Annotated in this window: 13 protein-coding genes; 12 read left to right on the top strand and 1 reads right to left on the bottom strand. The window is 69.9% G+C overall.

Translation table 11 applies throughout. From position 1 onward, the window contains the following. Nucleotides 1-59 precede the first annotated feature (59 nt). The gene (locus tag M3Q35_RS14475; RefSeq protein WP_273942262.1) at nt 60-2,387 is read right to left on the bottom strand and encodes an ATP-binding protein; all 2,328 of its coding nucleotides are present in this window, start codon (nt 2,385-2,387) and stop codon (nt 60-62) included. A gap of 219 nt (nt 2,388-2,606) precedes the next feature. Between M3Q35_RS14475 and M3Q35_RS14470 the strand changes: the two genes are divergently transcribed. The 12 genes from M3Q35_RS14470 (at nt 2,607) to M3Q35_RS14415 (ending at nt 16,334) form a co-directional block, all read left to right on the top strand. Beyond that, on the top strand, nt 2,607-3,167 hold the full coding sequence (locus M3Q35_RS14470; protein ID WP_273942261.1) for a DUF5317 family protein: 561 nt from the start codon (nt 2,607-2,609) through the stop codon (nt 3,165-3,167). Nucleotides 3,168-3,232: 65 nt separating this feature from the next. Then, nucleotides 3,233-4,267 (top strand): LacI family DNA-binding transcriptional regulator, encoded by a 1,035-nt coding sequence (locus M3Q35_RS14465; RefSeq protein ID WP_273942260.1) that lies wholly within the window; start codon nt 3,233-3,235, stop codon nt 4,265-4,267. 95 nt (nt 4,268-4,362) lie between these two features. Further along, entirely contained in the window at nt 4,363-5,643 is a 1,281-nt protein-coding gene (locus M3Q35_RS14460) for a sugar ABC transporter substrate-binding protein (RefSeq protein WP_273942259.1), read from the top strand. A gap of 57 nt (nt 5,644-5,700) precedes the next feature. After that, on the top strand, nt 5,701-6,663 hold the full coding sequence (locus tag M3Q35_RS14455) for a carbohydrate ABC transporter permease (protein WP_273942258.1): 963 nt from the start codon (nt 5,701-5,703) through the stop codon (nt 6,661-6,663). Then, entirely contained in the window at nt 6,650-7,540 is an 891-nt protein-coding gene (locus tag M3Q35_RS14450) for a carbohydrate ABC transporter permease (RefSeq protein WP_273942257.1), read from the top strand. The genes M3Q35_RS14455 and M3Q35_RS14450 overlap by 14 nt, the downstream gene beginning before the upstream one ends. Next, nucleotides 7,537-8,172 (top strand): glycoside hydrolase family protein, encoded by a 636-nt coding sequence (locus tag M3Q35_RS14445; RefSeq protein ID WP_273942256.1) that lies wholly within the window; start codon nt 7,537-7,539, stop codon nt 8,170-8,172. The genes M3Q35_RS14450 and M3Q35_RS14445 overlap by 4 nt, the downstream gene beginning before the upstream one ends. After that, nucleotides 8,169-8,492: a glycoside hydrolase family protein gene (locus M3Q35_RS14440; protein WP_273942255.1), complete on the top strand. Its 324-nt coding sequence runs from the start codon at nt 8,169-8,171 to the stop codon at nt 8,490-8,492. Before M3Q35_RS14445 ends, M3Q35_RS14440 begins: the two co-directional genes overlap by 4 nt. A 24-nt stretch (nt 8,493-8,516) precedes the next feature. Further along, nucleotides 8,517-10,478 (top strand): glycoside hydrolase family 32 protein, encoded by a 1,962-nt coding sequence (locus tag M3Q35_RS14435; RefSeq protein ID WP_273942254.1) that lies wholly within the window; start codon nt 8,517-8,519, stop codon nt 10,476-10,478. 42 nt (nt 10,479-10,520) lie between these two features. Beyond that, nucleotides 10,521-11,960, top strand: a complete 1,440-nt coding sequence (locus M3Q35_RS14430) for a HEAT repeat domain-containing protein (protein ID WP_273942253.1) — start codon at nt 10,521-10,523, stop codon at nt 11,958-11,960. Between the two features lie 290 nt (nt 11,961-12,250). Next, entirely contained in the window at nt 12,251-13,444 is a 1,194-nt protein-coding gene (locus M3Q35_RS14425; protein ID WP_273942252.1) for a hypothetical protein, read from the top strand. A 104-nt stretch (nt 13,445-13,548) separates the two neighbouring features. Beyond that, on the top strand, nt 13,549-13,827 hold the full coding sequence (locus M3Q35_RS14420; protein WP_273942251.1) for a DUF4342 domain-containing protein: 279 nt from the start codon (nt 13,549-13,551) through the stop codon (nt 13,825-13,827). Between the two features lie 125 nt (nt 13,828-13,952). Further along, a complete protein-coding gene (locus tag M3Q35_RS14415) occupies nt 13,953-16,334 on the top strand; it encodes an ATP-binding protein (protein WP_273942250.1) in 2,382 nt (793 codons plus the stop codon). Nucleotides 16,335-16,395 lie beyond the last annotated feature (61 nt).

Genomic DNA, 16,395 nt, shown 5'->3' with positions numbered 1-16,395 from the left:
CGGTTTCCTTCGGTAGGAGTCGTTCGAGACTCCACAGTGCCCCGTACGGTGTCGTGCGGTCACCTTTCCCGTACGAACCCGTACACCTCGGAATCGGGCCGGCTGAGGCGTTGTCGGGCCTCGGCGGCCTTGGGGTGGTCGATCTGCTCGTACAGGGCGAGGGCCTCGGACCAGGCCTGGCGGGCGTCGGCGGTGTGGTCCGTCGCGGCGTGGACGTCGCCGGTGCCGCGCAGCGCCTCCGCCTCGATGTAGGCGTCGCCGAGCTGCCGGCCGAGCTCCCGCTGTTCGCCGTAGAGGGTCAGTGCCGTGTCGAGATCGGCGTCCATCAGGAGGAAGTCGGCGATATTGCCCAGGGCGAAGGCTTCGTTGTGGCGGTCCTCGCACTGCCGGAAGATCGCCAGGGCTTCGCGCAGCTCGCTGACGGCGCGTGGACGGCGGCCCGGGCCGTATTTGTCCACCACCGCACGGTTCACCAGCGCCATCGCGCGCAGCTTGAGCGTGTCCGGACCGTCGAGCAGGTCGAGGGCCTGCGTGATCAGGTCGACGCTGCCCTCGTGGTTTCCCCGCTGATTGTGCACGACGCCATGGGAAATCAGCACCGCCGCCTCGCCGCGCACGTCGCCGAGTTCCTGATGGAGACGGCGAGCCTGCCGGCAGCAGTCCTCCGATTCGTCGAGCTGTCCCGTCATCCAGTACACGCCGCCCAGCGCGCCGATCATCGCGGCCTGCGTCCTGCGGTCGCCGGCCGCCCGCGCGGCGGCCACGGCGAGCTGTTGGGCCGTCCGGAATTCGTCGAGATGGCGGCGCAGGACGAAGAAGTGCTTCCGGGCTTCGGCGAGCTGCCACACGTGATCGTGCAGACCGGCTTCCGCGGCGGCCCGCTGGACCGCGGCGAGGGTGTTGCGCTCTCGGTCGAACCAGGTCAGGGCCTCGTCGTAGTCCGCGAAGGACGCCGTTTCGGGGGCACGGCCGGTGAGGTTCGGGGTGTTGATGGCCACGGCGGCGGCGTATCCGGTGGCCACGCACCACGTGGCGAGCCGGGTCAGCGGGGCGGCGGGATCCGGCTCCGGCTCGGCCGCGGCCAGCTCGACGGCCAGCAGGCGAAGCAGGTCGTGGAGTTCGTAGCGGCCGATCGTGGGCTGCGTGACGAGGTGCTCGTCCTGGAGTTGTTCCAGGGCATCCTCGGCCTCGTCGGTGGTGATGTCGGCCAGGGCGGCGAGCTGGGCCGGCGTGGTGTCGGGGCCGGGGTGGTGCCCGAGCAGCCGGAAGATCCGGCGCAGTGGCTCGGCGAGTTCCTCGTAGGAGAGATGGAAGGCCGGGCGCAGGCCGCGACCGCCGGAGTGGATGGCGTTCAGGCGTCCGTCGCGCAGCTTGTCGGCGAGATGCCGCAACGTCCAGGCGGGTCGGGAGCGCAGGCGCGCGGCGGCCAGTGAGACGGCCAGCGGCAGGTGGCCGCAGTATTCGGCGATGTCGGCCGCGGCGGCCGGTTCGGCCGCCACGCGCTCGGCGCCGGCGATCCGGGCGAGGAGGTCGAGCGACTCGGACTCGGTGAAGACGTCGAGCGGATGCGGGGCGGCGTTGTCGAGCGCGGTGAGGCTGCGGCGGCTGGTGATGAGGACCAGGCAGGTGGGGCTGGCCGGGATGAGATCGCGGACCTGGTCCTCGTCGGCGGCGTTGTCCAGCAGGATCAGGGCGTGCCGGTCGCGCAGCCGGTCGCGGAACATGGCCGCCCGCTCGTCGCGGGTGGCGGGGATCTGCCGGACCGGAACGCCAAGCTGGCGCAGGAAGGCCTCGAGGATCGCGGACGGGTCGGCGGCCGGCAGCTCTGCGTCGAAGCCGCGCAGGTTCACGTGCAGCTGGACATCCCGGAAGTGGCCCGAGCGGACCAGCTGGTGGGCCGCGCGGATGGCGAGCTGGGTCTTGCCGACCCCGGCCATCCCTTCGATCGCCGAGATCACCACCGTGTTCGCGCCCTCGTCGTCACGGGGCCGGGTCGCCGCCTCGATCAGCCGCGTGAGTTCCTGCCGGCGGCCGGTGAACGTGACCAGGTCGGTGGGCAGTTGACCCAGTACCCCCGCCGTGCCACCGGTTTTCGCCTCTCCGTGCACTCGGACGCACGCCGTGCGCCAGCGCCGCACCGTCGGCTCGTCCGCACCGAGCGCCCGCACCACGGCGACCACCAGATCCAGATCAAGACGGCGACGCTCGGCCTTGAACACGTCCACCACCGTCGAGAGCGGCACCGCCCCTTGCATTTGTGACCCCACCCGCTTGGCCAGCAACCGGTACGAGGGCATCCCCGCCCACGCCCGCAGCTGCCCGAGCAGATCGATGAACCCGGCCAGATCCGCCGCCCCGTCCGGATCCGGCATCGGCTGCTCGCCCACCACGCCCCCGTTGGCTGAAACCGTTCCCCTGACGGCGAATTCTAGGTGCGCGGTGTACGGGTTCGTACGGGAATCGGGACTTCACCCCGTGTCCTCCTCCAGCCTGGTCCATCAAGGAGGTGTGCGATGAGATATCGCTTGTATCAGGCCCTGTTCGCCGTGGCCACGCTGGCCACGATCGTCTACACCGTCGGTGCTCCGGACGTGACCGGCGGCTGAATGTCCTTGCTCGTCTTCTGTCTGCCGATACTGACCGGCCTGGCCGCCGGCTACCTTGCCGGCGGCCGGCTGCGTCATCTGACCGCACTGCGCCTGCGCGCTTGGTGGCTGCCGTGGACCGCCGCCGCGATCCAGCTCGCCCAGTACCGCCTGGCGGGCCTGCGGCACCTGCTTCAGGACGAGGCGCATCTTCCGATGCTCGTACCGGTCTTCGCGCTGATGTGCCTGTGGATCATGCTCAACCTGCCCCGCCGCTCTCGCCCCCTCCAGGTGTCCGGGCTGACCGTGCTGGCCGGCGCGGTGCTCAACGGCATCGCGATCGCCGGCAACGGCCGCATGCCCTACTCCCGCGCCGCGGCCGTCCTCGCCGGGCAGCGACCCGGAGACTTCGACAGTGGCCCGAAGAACGTGCCTGCTGTCGATTCGACGCACCTGGCCTGGCTCGGCGACATCATTCCGGTCCCGCCCCTGCACGCCGTGGCCAGCATCGGCGATTTGTTCCTGTTGGCCGGCATCACCCTGCTCCTCGCCTTCGGCATGCGGCCGGCCCTTGACGGGTGAAGTACCGCGCTGCATACTCGCTTAACCTGTAGTTAATCGATTAAACAGCCGGAAGGGACGCCGTGATGGGTCGAGTCCGGATGTCCGATGTGGCGGCCCGCGCCGGGGTGTCGACGGCGACGGTGTCGATGGTGCTCAGTGGCGTCAACACCGCGCGCATCTCACCGCAGACCCAGCAGCGGGTGCGCGAGGCGGCCGAGGCGGTCGGCTACGAGCCGAACTCGGTGGCCCGCAGTCTGCGCACCCAGCAGACCCGGCTGGTCGGCCTGGTCTCGGACACGATCGCGACCACGCCGTTCGCCGGGCGGATGCTGGCCGGGGCCAACGACGTGGCCCGCGAACACGGGCGGCTGGTGATCCTGGTCGACACCGAGGGCGACGTCGGCGCGGAGCGGCAGGCGCTGCAAGCCCTGAGCGGACAGCAGGTCGACGCCATGATCTACGCGTGCATGTGGCACCGCGTGGTCGAGGTGCCGGCCGATCTGCCCGAGGACGCCGTCCTGCTCGACTGCGCGCCGGCCACGGCGAACCGGGCCGCGGTCGTGCCCGACGAACGGGCCGGCGGGATGGCGGCGGTACGCGAACTGGTGGCGGCCGGGCACCGCCGGATCGCCTACCTGGACGCCGAGGAGCGGTTCGACCTCGTCGCCTCGCGGCTGCGGCGCGAGGGGTATCTCCAGGTCCTGGCCGAGGCCGGGATCGAGCCGGATCCCTTCCTGCACGCCAGGGCCGAACCGGTGGCCGGCGGCGGGCGGGCGGCGGCCCGGCGGCTGCTGGACCTGCCGGCGGGCCGCCGGCCGACGGCGATGTTCTGCTTCAACGACCGCATGGCGATGGGCGCCTACGCGGCCGCGCACCAGCGCGGCCTTTCGGTGCCCGATGACCTGTCCGTCGTCGGCTACGACGACCAGCAGCTGGTCGCGGCCGAGCTCGACCCGCCGCTGACCACGGTCGCACTCCCGCACTACGAGATGGGCCGCTGGGCGATGGAGGTCGCCCTCGGACTGCGCGAGGCCGACCCGGCGGCCCCGCATCTCATGCCTTGCCCGATCGTGCGACGGGCCTCGGTCGGCCCGCCGCCGGCCCAGTTTGGCGACTGAGCCGGCGGCGGATCACAGCACTCCACATGGCAGTTGGCGCTGCCATCCGGCACGGAGGCGACGGCCGGTCGCGCTCCGGGAAAGAGAAACCCACGGTGAAGCGCAAGTCTCTCTCGGTCATAGTAGCGGCGGGCCTGTCCGCGGCGCTCGCGCTCGGCGGCTGCGCCCGCGCGAGCCAGGACTCGGCCGGCGCCCCCGGCGAGATCACGATGTGGACGCACTCGGCCGGCAATCCCGGCGAACTGGCGGTGTACAAGCAGATCATCGCCGACTTCAACGCGTCCCAGCACCAGTACAAGATCGTCCAGCAGAACTTCCCGCAGGGCTCCTACAACGACGCGATCACCGCGGCCGCCGCCGCGCACAAGCTGCCCTGCCTGCTGGACATGGACGGCCCGGTGATGCCGAACTGGGCCTGGGCCGGCTACCTCCAGCCGCTCGGCCTGCCGGACAGCCTGATCAACTCCCTGCTGCCCACCACGGTCGGCCGCTACCGCAACACCGTCTACTCGGCCGGCTACTGGGACGCGGCGTTGTCGATCTTCGCCCGGAAATCGGTGCTGGACAAGAACAACATCCGGATCCCCACCGTGGACAAGCCCTGGACGCTCGACGAGTTCGACGCGGCCGTGACGACGCTGAAGGCCAACGGCTACGCCACACCACTTGACCTGGGGGCCGCCGACACGGGGGAGTGGTGGTCGTACGCCTACTCGCCGATGCTGCAGAGCGCCGGCGGCGACCTGATCAACCGCGGCACCATGAAGTCCGCCGACGGCGCGCTGAACGGCCCGGACGCCGTGCGGTTCTTCACCTGGTTCCAGCAGGCGTTCAAGGACAAGTGGGTGGACAACGCCGGCCCGGTCGGCAACCAGCGCTTCATCGACAACAAGGTCGCGCTGAGCTACACCGGCGTGTGGAACGCCAAGGACGCGCTGGCCGCGGTCGGCGGCGACCTGCTGATCCTGCCGCCGGTGGACTTCGGCAAGGGCCCGAAGATCGGCGGCGGTTCCTGGCAGTGGGGCATCTCGGCCGGCTGCCCGAACGCCGACGGGGCCCGCGCGTACCTGAAGTTCAGCTTCCAGGACAAGTATCTCACCGCCTTCGCCGACAGCCAGGTGGTCATCCCGAGCACGGCGAGCGCCGCGGCGGCGTCGAAGTACTTCAGCGACACCGGCGCCCTGCACCAGTTCACGGTGCTGTCGCGGAAGTTCGCCCTGGCCCGGCCGGCCACGCCCGGTTACCCGGTGATCTCCTCGACCTTCGAGAAGGCGGCCAAGGACATCATGAACGGCGCCGCCGTGAAGTCCACATTGGACACCGCAGCGCAGGCGATCGACACCGACATCAAGTCGCAGAACAACTACGGCTTCTAGACCGTCGTTCCCCGCCCGGCGGCGACGCCGGGCGGGCCGAGCGGGAAGGCACCTCCCATGACGGCGATCTCCCCGTCGAAAACCCGCGTGGCCGCGATTTCCTCTCCACGCCAACGGATCCGCGTCGACCTGCGCGCCGAGCGCCGTGCCGGCTGGGCCATGGTCGCGCCGGCCGTGCTGCTGCTGGCCGCGTTCCTGATCGTCCCGGTGATCCTCGGCTTCGTGCTGTCGTTCACCAACGCCCGGCTGGTCTCACCAGAACCGATCGCCTTCACCGGCCTCGACAACTTCGTCCGGGCCTTCACCGCCGACCCCACCTTCGTCCGCTCGCTGCTGAACACGTTCTGCTTCGCGGTGGTCGTGGTGCCGGTGCAGGCCGGGTTCGGGCTGGCGCTGGCGTTGCTGGTGAACCAGAAGATCCGCGGCGCGGTCGCGTTCCGGGTCATCTTCTTCATCCCGGTGGTGACCTCGATCGTGGTGGTCTCCATCCTGTGGAAGTTCATGTACCAGCCGGACGGGCTGGTCAACTCCTTCATCAACTCGATCACCCTCGGCGCCTGGCAGGGCACCGCCTGGCTGAACAACCCGAGCACGGCGCTGGCCGCGATCATCGTGCTGTCGATCTGGCAGGCGGTCGGCTTCCACATGCTGATCTGGCTGTCGGGCCTGCAGACCATCCCCGGCGAGCTGTACGAGGCGGCGCGGATCGACGGCGCCGGACCGTGGCGGCAGTTCCGCGACGTGACGTGGCCGTGCCTGCGCCCGACCCGGGTCTTCGTGCTGATCACCATCACCATCGCCGCGCTGGGCCTGTTCGTGCAGATCGACGTGATGACCCAGGGCGGCCCGGTGGACGCCACCTCGACGCTGGTCTACCACGCCGTCCGGATGGGCTACCACCAGCAGCAGATCGGCTACGGCTCGGCGCTGTCGCTGGTGTTCTTCGTGCTGGTGCTCGTCATCGCGCTGGTGCAGCGCTTCCTGACCCGAGACAAGGACTCCAGCCATGGCCGTGCCTGACCCGGTGCTGCGCCGCCGCCGGCGGGTCTGGACCTATCTCGTGCTGGTCGGACTGGCCGTGTTCTTCCTGTTCCCCCTGGTGTTCATGATCGTCTCCAGCCTGAAGCCGGACGGGCAGATCCTGTCCGACCTCGGCGGCTGGCGGGCGTTCCTGCCGCTGGGCGACATCAGCCTGCGCAACTACGCCGGGGTGTTCGACCGGGTCCCGGTCGGGCGGTTCCTGCTCAACTCGGTGCTCGTCACGGTGGCGATCGTCGGCGCCGGGCTGGTGATCAACTCGATGGCCGGGTTCGCGATCTCCCGGCTGCGCTGGACCGGCCGGGGCGTGGTGCTCAGCGTCGTCATCGCCACGCTGATCGTGCCGTTCGAGACCATCGCGGTGCCGATGGTCTACTGGGTCTCGCAGCTGCCGACCCTGGTGTTGCAGCACGGGCGGGTCGAGTACGACTTCGGCTGGCTGGACTCCTACCAGGTGCAGATCATCCCGTTCATCGCCAACGGCTTCTCGATCTTCCTGTTCGCCCAGTACTTCTCGACCATCCCGACCGCCATCGACGAGGCGGCCCGGATCGACGGCGCCGGCTGGCTCACCATCTACCGGCGGATCGCCGTTCCGCTGTCCGGTCCGGCGTTCGCCACCGTGGCCATCCTGACCTTCCTGCCGGCCTGGAACCAGTACCTGTGGCCGAGCATGGTCGTGCAGGACGAGAACCTGCGGCCGGTCATGGTCGGCCTCCAGTACTTCTTCCAGGACAACACCGCCTGGGGCGAGGTCATGGCCTACACCTCGATGATCACGCTGCCGGTGCTCGTGGTGTTCCTGGCCTTCCAGCGCGCGTTCGTCAGCAGTGTCGCCGCCAGCGGCGTGAAGGGATGAGGATGTTCTCGCTGCCCGACTCCTGGGTCTGGGACTTCTGGTTCGCCGACGACGGCGACCGCTACCACCTGTTCTTCCTCTACGCCTCAAAGGCCCTGCACGACCCCGAGGCCCGCCACTACCGCGCGTCGGTCGGCCACGCCGTCTCGGCCGATCTGGTGAGCTGGAACCGAGTCGAGGATGCCCTGGTCCGCGCGGACGCCCCGGCGTTCGACGACCTGGCGACGTGGACCGGTTCGGTGGTACGGCATCCGGACGGCACGTGGTTCCTGTTCTACACCGGCGCGACGGCCGCCCCCGACGGCCGCAACGTCCAGCGGATCGGTTACGCGACGTCCCAGGATCTGCTTGTCTGGCAACGGAATCCGGAGAATCCGGTGCTGGCCGCCGATTCCCGGTGGTACGAGACGCTGGACGCCGGCGTCTGGCACGACGAGGCGTTCCGCGACCCGTGGGTGTTCGCCGATCCGGACGGCGACGGCTGGCACATGCTCATCACCGCCCGTGCCACCACCGGCGAACCGTTCGAGCGCGGCGTCATCGGCCACGCGGTCTCCGCCGACCTGCGCCGCTGGGAACCGCGGCCACCGTTGACGGCCCCGGGCCACGGGGATTCGGGCAGCTGGAGGTGACCCAGGTCGAGGTGATCGACGGCCGGCCGGTCCTGCTGTTCTCCTGCCTGGCCGAGCATGCCTCGGCCGACCGCCGCGCGACCGGCACGACCGGCGGCGTCTGGGCCGCCCCGGCCGGCGGTCCGCTCGGGCCGTTCGACATCGCGGCGGCCGAGCCCGTCACCGACGACCGCTGCTACAGCGGACGCCTGATCCGCCGCCGGTCCGACGGCCGCTGGGTGCTGCTGGCGTTCCACAACCGCGGCGAGGACGGCTTCGTCGGCGACATCAGCGATCCCAGGCCGGTGGCGTGGGACGGCAAACGGCTGAGTGTTCTGTAGTTCCTTTCCGTTCTGGAGGTCGGCATGAGCTCAAAGACGAGCAAGCCTCGGTTAGCGCTCGCGGTTGCGGTGGCGGTGGTAGCCACCGGGGTGTTCGGTCCCGTGGCCCCGGCGTCGGCGGCGACCACGTATCGCGCGCAGTACCACTTCACGGTGCCCGACCACTGGAAGAACGATCCCCAGCGGCCGGTGTACGTCAACGGGAAGTACAACTACTACTACCTCTACGACGCCGACTACCCGACGCAGGTCGGCACCGCCTGGCGGCTCGCGACGAGCGCCGACGGTGTCGCCTTTGCCGACCAAGGCATTGCCGCGCCGAAGAAGACGAACGCCAACTACGACCTCTGGTCCGGCTCCACGGTCGTGGACACCGGGAACACGGCCGGTTTCGGCGCCGGCGCGGTGGTGCAGCTGGTCACGCAGATGGATCATCCGACCAACGGCTCCGGGCCGCAGGCGCAATTCCTGTGGTACTCCATCGACGGCGGCCGGACGTTCCGTCCCTACGGCGACACGCCGGTGATCCCCAACGGCGGCCGCGGCGCCTTCCGGGACCCGAAGATCGTCCGGGACACCGCCCGCGGCCGGTGGGTCGCGGCGATCACCGAGGGCGACCGGATCGGCTTCTTCACCTCGCCCGACCTGAAGACGTGGACGCAGCGGTCGGACTTCGTGACCACCTACGGCACGCTGGAATGCCCGGATCTGTTCCAGATCCGCGCCGACGACGGCACCATGCACTGGGTGCTGGGCCTGAGCGCCAACGGGATGTCGGCCGGGATGCCCAACACGTACGCGTACTGGACCGGGTCCTTCGACGGGGCGAGGTTCACCCCCGACTCGGCCACACCGCAATGGCTGGACCAGGGCTTCGACTGGTACGCCGGAGTCACGTGGGAGGACCCGGCCGCGCCGCTGGACCGGCGGTACGGGATGGCCTGGATGAACAACTGGGCGTACGCGGACACCACGCCGACCTGGGCCTCGGACGGCTTCAACGGCACCGACTCGATCGTCCGCCAGATCACGCTGAAGCACTACGCGGACGGGTATGCGCTGGCGTCTCAGCCGACACCCGCGCTGGCGTCCCACGCCTCCTCCGTGACCAACCTCGGCACCATCCAGGTCGACAACGGCCTGGTGCCGCTGGCCTACCACGGCACCGCCTACGAGCTGGACACCGACGTCAGCTGGACCCGGCTGGACAACATCGGGTTGCAGCTGCGGGCGTCGGCCGACGGCACACGTCACGCGGATGTGGGGATATATCACGACTACAGCTACCTGAACCGCCGGCAGACCGGCGAGCCCGACACCACCGGCGGCCGAGGCGAGAGCCACGCGCCGTGGAGTCCGGCCAAGACCAGCGCGCACCTGCGGATCCTGGTCGACCGCACGACGATCGAGGTCTTCGTGGACGACGGGCGGTACGTGCACTCCAGCGAGGTGTTCGCCGACCCGTCCGACACCGGCATCAACCTCTACACCAGCGGCGGCAGCGGCACCTTCGCCAACACCACGGTCACCGAGTTCCAGAACCTGGCCCAGCGTCCGGCCGAGCTGGTCTCCGGCTTCGAAGGCGCGGCCTACGACCTGGGCTGGACGACCACCGGCAGCTTCGCCGGCACCAGGCCGTCGGTCGAGCAGGTGCCCGGCATGGTCGGCAACGCGGTGTTGGACACGTCCAGCGACCCGGCCACCGGCACGATCACCTCGCCGACGTTCACCCTGGACCGAAACCACGTGCACTTCCTGGTCGCGGGCGGACGCCATCCACACGGGAAGCCCGGTGAGACCTCGATCAACCTGGTCGTCAACGGCACCGTGGTGCGGACGGCGACCGGCGACGACACCGGGGTGCTCAAACCCGTCGACTGGGACGTCAGCCAATTCCAGGGGAAGAGCGCCCAGGTGCGGGTGATCGACCAGGCGACCGGCAAGTGGGGCCACCTCGTGGTCGACCAGCTGCTGCTGAGCGACTGAGCCGGCGGAATCTCGCTGGCGCGGCCGGGCACACTGGACGCCATGCACGAACATCATGATTCGGACACCGCCATCGGGGATGCACTCGTCGCCCGGCTGGTCAACCTCGAACCGATCAAGCCGGAAGCCTGGTCGGCGGCGCGTACCCAGGCGCACAAGGCGCTCTACGAGCACGCGCACGAGGTGGTGTCCGAACCGGCCGGGGCGGCCTGGCTGACCGGGCTGGCGGCCCACCGGAGCGGCACGGTCCGCGCCATCGCGGTCAGAGCCCTCGGCTCCGGCCGCGATCACGCCCATCAGCCGGTCCTCGTGCGGGCTTTGTCCGACCGCGACGCCTATGTCGTGCAGGCCGCACTGGACGGCCTGACCGCCGAGTCCTCGGACGAGGTGTTCGACCTGCTGGTCACCGTGATGAACGAGCCAGGCCCCGATCGGGCCTGGCTCGGCAGCCACGCCGCCCGGCGCATCGCCGATTCCAGCAACCCGAGACGGCTGGACGTCCTGGCCGAGGCGCTGGGGCACGGGCATCACGGCGCCACACCAGCAATCATCCGCGCGCTGAGCCGGGCCGGTGATCTCAGCGTCGCGCCCGTGCTGATCGAGCACGTCCGCCTTCGTCGCCCGCGCCGCGTCGCGGCAGCGGAGGTGCTCGGCAATCTGCGCGTCGCCGAAGCGGCCGGGCCTCTCATCGAGCTCTTACGCGAGTCCGAGGGCACCGTGGCGCTGCCCGTGGTCGAAGCACTGGGCAAACTCGAGGCGCTGGACGCCGCGCCGGCGATCGTGCCGCTGCTCGACCACAGAGCGGCCTACGTTCGCGAGGGTGCCCTGCTGGCCTTGAACCGGATCGGCGGGCCGTTAGCCGGCGCCGCCGCCCTCAAGGCAACCGACGATGTCGACCCTGCCGTGCGCGCGCGGGCCTTCCGCGTGCTGGCCAAGCACGGCGATCACCACGCTGTCGGCCGACTGGCCGCCGCCTGCGACGGCGTGCACGTCCACGTCGCCCTCACCGGCCTCGCCCGCCTGGCCGACGACTCGGTCATGCCCACCCTGACCGAGGTGCTGGTGACCACCGACGAGCGGCGCGTCCGCAAGCTCGCCGGGCGCATCCTCGCCCGAATCGGCACGCGGCCCTACCTGTCCATCGGCCATTCCGACGTCCGCGTCCGCCGCGCCGTCACCTGGGTCATCGGCCAACTGGCCGACCCGGAATCCCTCTGGACGTTGACCCATGCGCTCAAGGACGACGACGAGTTGGTCCGGTCCCGCGCCGCCGCCGCGCTCGGGCGGATCACCCACGAGAAGACGCTTCCGCTGCTGACCAAGGCCCTGCGTGATCCCCGGCCCCGCGTGCGGGCCAACGCCGCGACCGCCCTGGGCCGAACTGCCCCCGACGGCCTGCGTGACCTCCTCGCCGACGCCCTGGCCGACCCCCACCCGGCCGTCCGGTCCGCCGCCACCGCGGCACTGCGAGCGGTTGCCTGACTCGACCGGCAATTTGTATGGCGTTTTCGGCGCGCTTCCGACATAATCGAGGTGGTGGCGCGTCGCTTTTACCCGACATCGTCGATGACATCAATGTTGCCGGTTCTCGGCCCCGATCGGCGGTACGGCCGCGTCGTGCGGTGACTCATTGTTCACAACGGAGAAAGTCACGTTCTCCGGGAACAATCACCGACTGACAGGACTTCTTGATGGGCAAGCCGCTGCGGTTCTCCCGTGGCGAACGGGGGGAACTTCGACCGTGGTCCTGGAAGTGGCCTTGTGGTGTCGCATTGATCTTCCTGTTCGTTCAGATCCTGGTCGCGCCGTCATCGACGCTCTTTCCCGACAGCAACCAGTACTCCATCATCGCCTATCGGTTCCTCGGCGACAGCGAGCAGACGGCCGTCGAGAAGACCGTCGGCCAGTGGTGTGCCGACCAGGCAAGACACCAGGCGCAGGCCAATGATGCGCGAATGGTCCCCGACCGGGCGTTCGATCCCGCGCGGTCAAGGCGGAGCTGTGTCGCGGACAACACCGACAACGTCGAATTCACCGGGCAGCCGCGTTATCACCAGATCTTCACGCCGCGGATCGGCTATCCGCTCGCGGTGGCCGCACTGGTGCCATTGGCCGGAATGCGGATTGCCCTCTGGGCGGTTCCCGTCGGCTGCACCCTGCTGGCCGGAATTCTGCTCTGGTATCTGCTCATCGCCGTCGGCCTGCGGTCATCGGTGGCCGCGGTCGGGCAGGCCCTGCTGTATGTGCTGCCGACCGGGACGTGGGGCGTGTTGTCACTCTCCGAAGGTCCCGCATTGCTCGGCGTCGTCGCGGCGATGCTCGGTTCGGTGCTGCTGAGCACCGGCCGGCGTCGTTCGGGAATCGCGACCCTGATTGCCGGGCTGGTGGTGGCCGGATTGGTGAAGTACTCGACGGCCCTTCCCTTCGCGGGCGTGCTGGTCGTCGTGGCCCTGGTGGGTCTGTGGCGGCGGGCCGGGGACCGGCGCGGTCTGCTGTTCCTCGGCGTGACCGGGGCGGCGGTGACGGGTGCCGTCGTGCTGGTGTCCAGCCTGCTTCGCCTGCCCGGCATGGCCGAGTCGCTCCAGGACTCGTTCACCGACCACTTCCACCAGCCGGACGTGCCCGACCCGTTCGCACGGCTGTTGGAGGTCAACGGTCGCTACTGGCTCCAGTGGCTGACGTTCACCCCGATGAACGTGACGCTGCTGGCGGGCTCCGTGGTCGGCGGTTGGGCGATGTGGCGCCGTGACCGGTTCGTCGCGCTGCTGGTGTTGGCCTGCGGGGCACTGGGCTTCGCGTTGACCGCGGCCCACCCCGAGGTCACCCAGGGCGATCGGCTCTACGTGCTGGCGTGGCTGATTCCCGTGGTCGGACTGCCCATCGCCGTGCAGCGCCTTGTCGACTCCGCCCGCACCACCGTCCTGGACGTGGTGGTGCCGGCCGATTCACCCCTGACGTGCCGGTGAACGCCGGAATCAGGCGCGGGTCAGGGCAAACCCTGATGGCAGCGTGCGCGGTTCGCGGGCAGTCTGGAGTCGTCAAGGGGACATCCGCAGTTCGAGGGAGAGTCATGAGCGAGTCCAAGCCCGAGTCCACCCGCACCGCCGTCGACTCGGTGGTCGACGCCGTTCGCGGGCTGGTCAGCGAGGGCATCAACCGTCGCGTCGTGGTACGTGACAGCCGGGACGACGTCGTGCTGGAGGTGCCCGTCGCCCTCGGCCTGGTCGCCGGTCTGATCGCCCCGGTCGCCACCGCGGTCGGCGCCGGTGTCGCCCTGGTCGGCAAGTGCGACATCAAGCTCGAGGACCGCCGCAAGGCCGGCACGACGGTGGACACCGAGCAGGCGTAGCGGCGGACGGGGGTTCGTCAGCTGAAAGCGGCTTCTCCGGCCGCTCCCGCGGGCCATCCCGGGAGCGGCCAGCCGGCCCCGTGATCACGGTAATGTGATCACCTTCACGGGGCGGAGGGGGCCGTATGCCCGAGGCAGCTGAGCCCGGCGCGGGGGACACCTGGTCGAGTCTGTCGGGGTCGGCCGGCGATGTGGTGCAGGCGCGGGATATCAGCGGTGGGGTTCACTTCCACCAGGCCGGTCAGCGCGCCGCCCAGGTGCCACGGCAGCTGCCGGTGGACGTGCGGGGGTTCGTCAACCGGGTCGTCGAGCTGGAGCGGCTGGACGGTTGGCTGTCGGACGATGGCGACATGGCCACGGTCGCGGTGATCGCCGGCACAGCCGGGGTGGGCAAGACGGCGTTGGCGGTCCGCTGGGCACATCGGGCCAAGGACCGGTTTCCCGATGGACAGCTGTACGTGAACCTGCGTGGCTACGACCCCGGCACGCCGCTGACCGCGGATGACGCGCTCGGCCATTGCCTGCGGGGGCTGGACGTGCCGGTCGACCGGATTCCGGTCGACGTCCAAGCCAAGGCGGGCCTGTATCGCTCGCTGGTCGCGGACAAGCGGATCCTGGTCGTCCTGGACAATGCCGCGACCGTCGGACAGGTCCGGCCGCTGCTGCCGGGCACGGCGGGCTGCCTGGTCCTGGTCACCAGCCGTAGCCGCCTGCCGGGCCTGATGGCGCGCGAGGGTGCGCGACGGATCGCCGTGGAGATGTTGTCCGACACGGAGTCCGTGGCACTGCTGCGCGAGGTCACCGCCGACTACCGTGCGGCGGACGACGCCGGCGAGCTGGCCGAGCTGGCCCGGCTGTGCGCGCGGCTGCCGCTGGCGCTGCGTGTCGCCGCTGAGCGGGCCGCCAGCCGGCCGGGGATGCCGTTGGGCGAGTTGATCCAGGATCTGCGCGACGAGTCCTCCCTGTGGGACGCACTGTCCACTGAGGACGATGACGAGGCCGACGCCGTCCGTGCCGTGTTCGCCTGGTCCTACCGGGCTCTGTCGCCGGATGCCGCACGAGCCTTCCGGTTACTGGGCCTGCACCCTGGCGCCGAGTTCAGCCGCGACGCGGCGGCCGCGCTGACCGGGACCGCCGTGCGCCAGGTCCGGCGTCTGCTTGACACGCTGGTCGGGGCGCATCTGTTGGAGGACATGGGATCGGGCCGCTACCAGTTCCACGACCTGATGCGCGCCTACGCCGCTGACCAGGCGCACCAGGACGAGCCGCCGGGCGAGCAGCGCGCCGCCCTTGACCGCGTGCTTCAGTGGTACCTGCGCACCTCGGCCGCCGCCGTTGACGCCATCAGAGGTGGGGGACGGGCAATCCCCCTTCCACTGGACTCTTTCAGCGACGAGATCCCGCAGATGACCTTCACGGATCACCGCGATGCGGCGCAGTGGTACGAGCGGGAACGCGCGAACCTCATGACCGCCGTCCGAACGGCCGCGGCCTCCGGCCTTGATCGAGCCGCTTGGCAGATTCCCGCGGTGTTGATGGAAATCAGCGGCATGCGCGATCCGCTGGGCGACTGGTTGGAGATCGACCTCATTGCCCTCGACGCCGCCCGACGCTGCGGCGATCGCCGGGGTGAGGCGGTCATCCACTGGAATCTCGGCGTGCGACACCGGCTGGGCAAACACTCGATGCGGGCCGTCGAACACTATGAGGCCGCACGGGACCTCTTCGACGGCTTGGGGGACCGGCTTGGTGTCGCGAACGCGCTGAATGGCCTTGCGATCACGCATATGCGCGATTGGCGGCTCCAGGAGGCGCGGGCCGAATACGAGCGAGGACTGGCCATCGCGCGCGAGGAGGAAGCCCCGCTCCTCGCCGCTATCCTGCTCGGCAACCTCGGCTGCGTTCAGCGGGACCTCGGCCACCTGGCCGAAGCCGAACGTCACCTCCAGCAGGCCATCGCCGAGTACCGAGAACTCGGTGAGGACACCGAGGAGGCCTTCTCCCTGTCCTACGTGGCGGAAGTCCTGATCGAGCAGGGCAAGCCGGCCCAAGCCCGCGACTCGCTCCACCGTGCCCTGGCCCACGCCGAAGCCCACGACAACACCTTGCTGGAGGGGCTCGTGCTCCTCCAGCAAGGCCGGTTGGAACTGGCAGAGGGGTCACCGGAGAGCGCACTGACCTCCAGCCATAGCGCCGCAGTCCTGTTGCGCCAGTTCGGCTATGACGGCACTGAGGCAGAGGCGTTGCACGTCACCGGGGTGGCGTACCGACAGCTGGGACGCCTGGACGACGCCGCCAACTTCTTCCGGCGGTCCGCGGAAATCCAGCGCCGGTTGGGCGACCGGTGGCAGCTGGCGGTGGCGCTCGACAGCCTCGCGACAACGCTGAGCCTGCTGGGCAAACCCGACCAGGCGCGGCTGGCTTGGCTGGAGGCCCGATCCCTGGTCGCCGACGTCGACGGGGCACGGGCAGCCCAGTTCCGCACCCGCCTGGATCACCGGTTGTGATCACGTCGGGATAGGGGCGCGTAGGGGTTCTGGCTGGTTGCCGGCTCTGGTGGACTCGGGG

Origin of the sequence: Kutzneria chonburiensis (genome assembly GCF_028622115.1) — a bacterium.
Classification (GTDB): Bacteria; Actinomycetota; Actinomycetes; order Mycobacteriales; family Pseudonocardiaceae; genus Kutzneria; species Kutzneria chonburiensis.
The sequence above is the reverse complement of the archived record's forward strand: the minus strand, read 5'-3'. Positions and strand labels throughout refer to the sequence as shown.

What these genes read in the sequence shown, in the direction of transcription:
- M3Q35_RS14470 (WP_273942261.1), top strand. Translation starts at nt 2,607, where the DNA reads ATGTCCTTGCTCGTCTTCTGTCTGCCGATACTGACCGGCCTGGCCGCC.
- M3Q35_RS14465 (WP_273942260.1), top strand. Translation starts at nt 3,233, where the DNA reads ATGGGTCGAGTCCGGATGTCCGATGTGGCGGCCCGCGCCGGGGTGTCG.
- M3Q35_RS14455 (WP_273942258.1), top strand. Translation starts at nt 5,701, where the DNA reads ATGACGGCGATCTCCCCGTCGAAAACCCGCGTGGCCGCGATTTCCTCT.
- M3Q35_RS14450 (WP_273942257.1), top strand. Translation starts at nt 6,650, where the DNA reads ATGGCCGTGCCTGACCCGGTGCTGCGCCGCCGCCGGCGGGTCTGGACC.
- M3Q35_RS14445 (WP_273942256.1), top strand. Translation starts at nt 7,537, where the DNA reads ATGAGGATGTTCTCGCTGCCCGACTCCTGGGTCTGGGACTTCTGGTTC.
- M3Q35_RS14435 (WP_273942254.1), top strand. Translation starts at nt 8,517, where the DNA reads ATGAGCTCAAAGACGAGCAAGCCTCGGTTAGCGCTCGCGGTTGCGGTG.
- M3Q35_RS14430 (WP_273942253.1), top strand. Translation starts at nt 10,521, where the DNA reads ATGCACGAACATCATGATTCGGACACCGCCATCGGGGATGCACTCGTC.
- M3Q35_RS14420 (WP_273942251.1), top strand. Translation starts at nt 13,549, where the DNA reads ATGAGCGAGTCCAAGCCCGAGTCCACCCGCACCGCCGTCGACTCGGTG.
- M3Q35_RS14415 (WP_273942250.1), top strand. Translation starts at nt 13,953, where the DNA reads ATGCCCGAGGCAGCTGAGCCCGGCGCGGGGGACACCTGGTCGAGTCTG.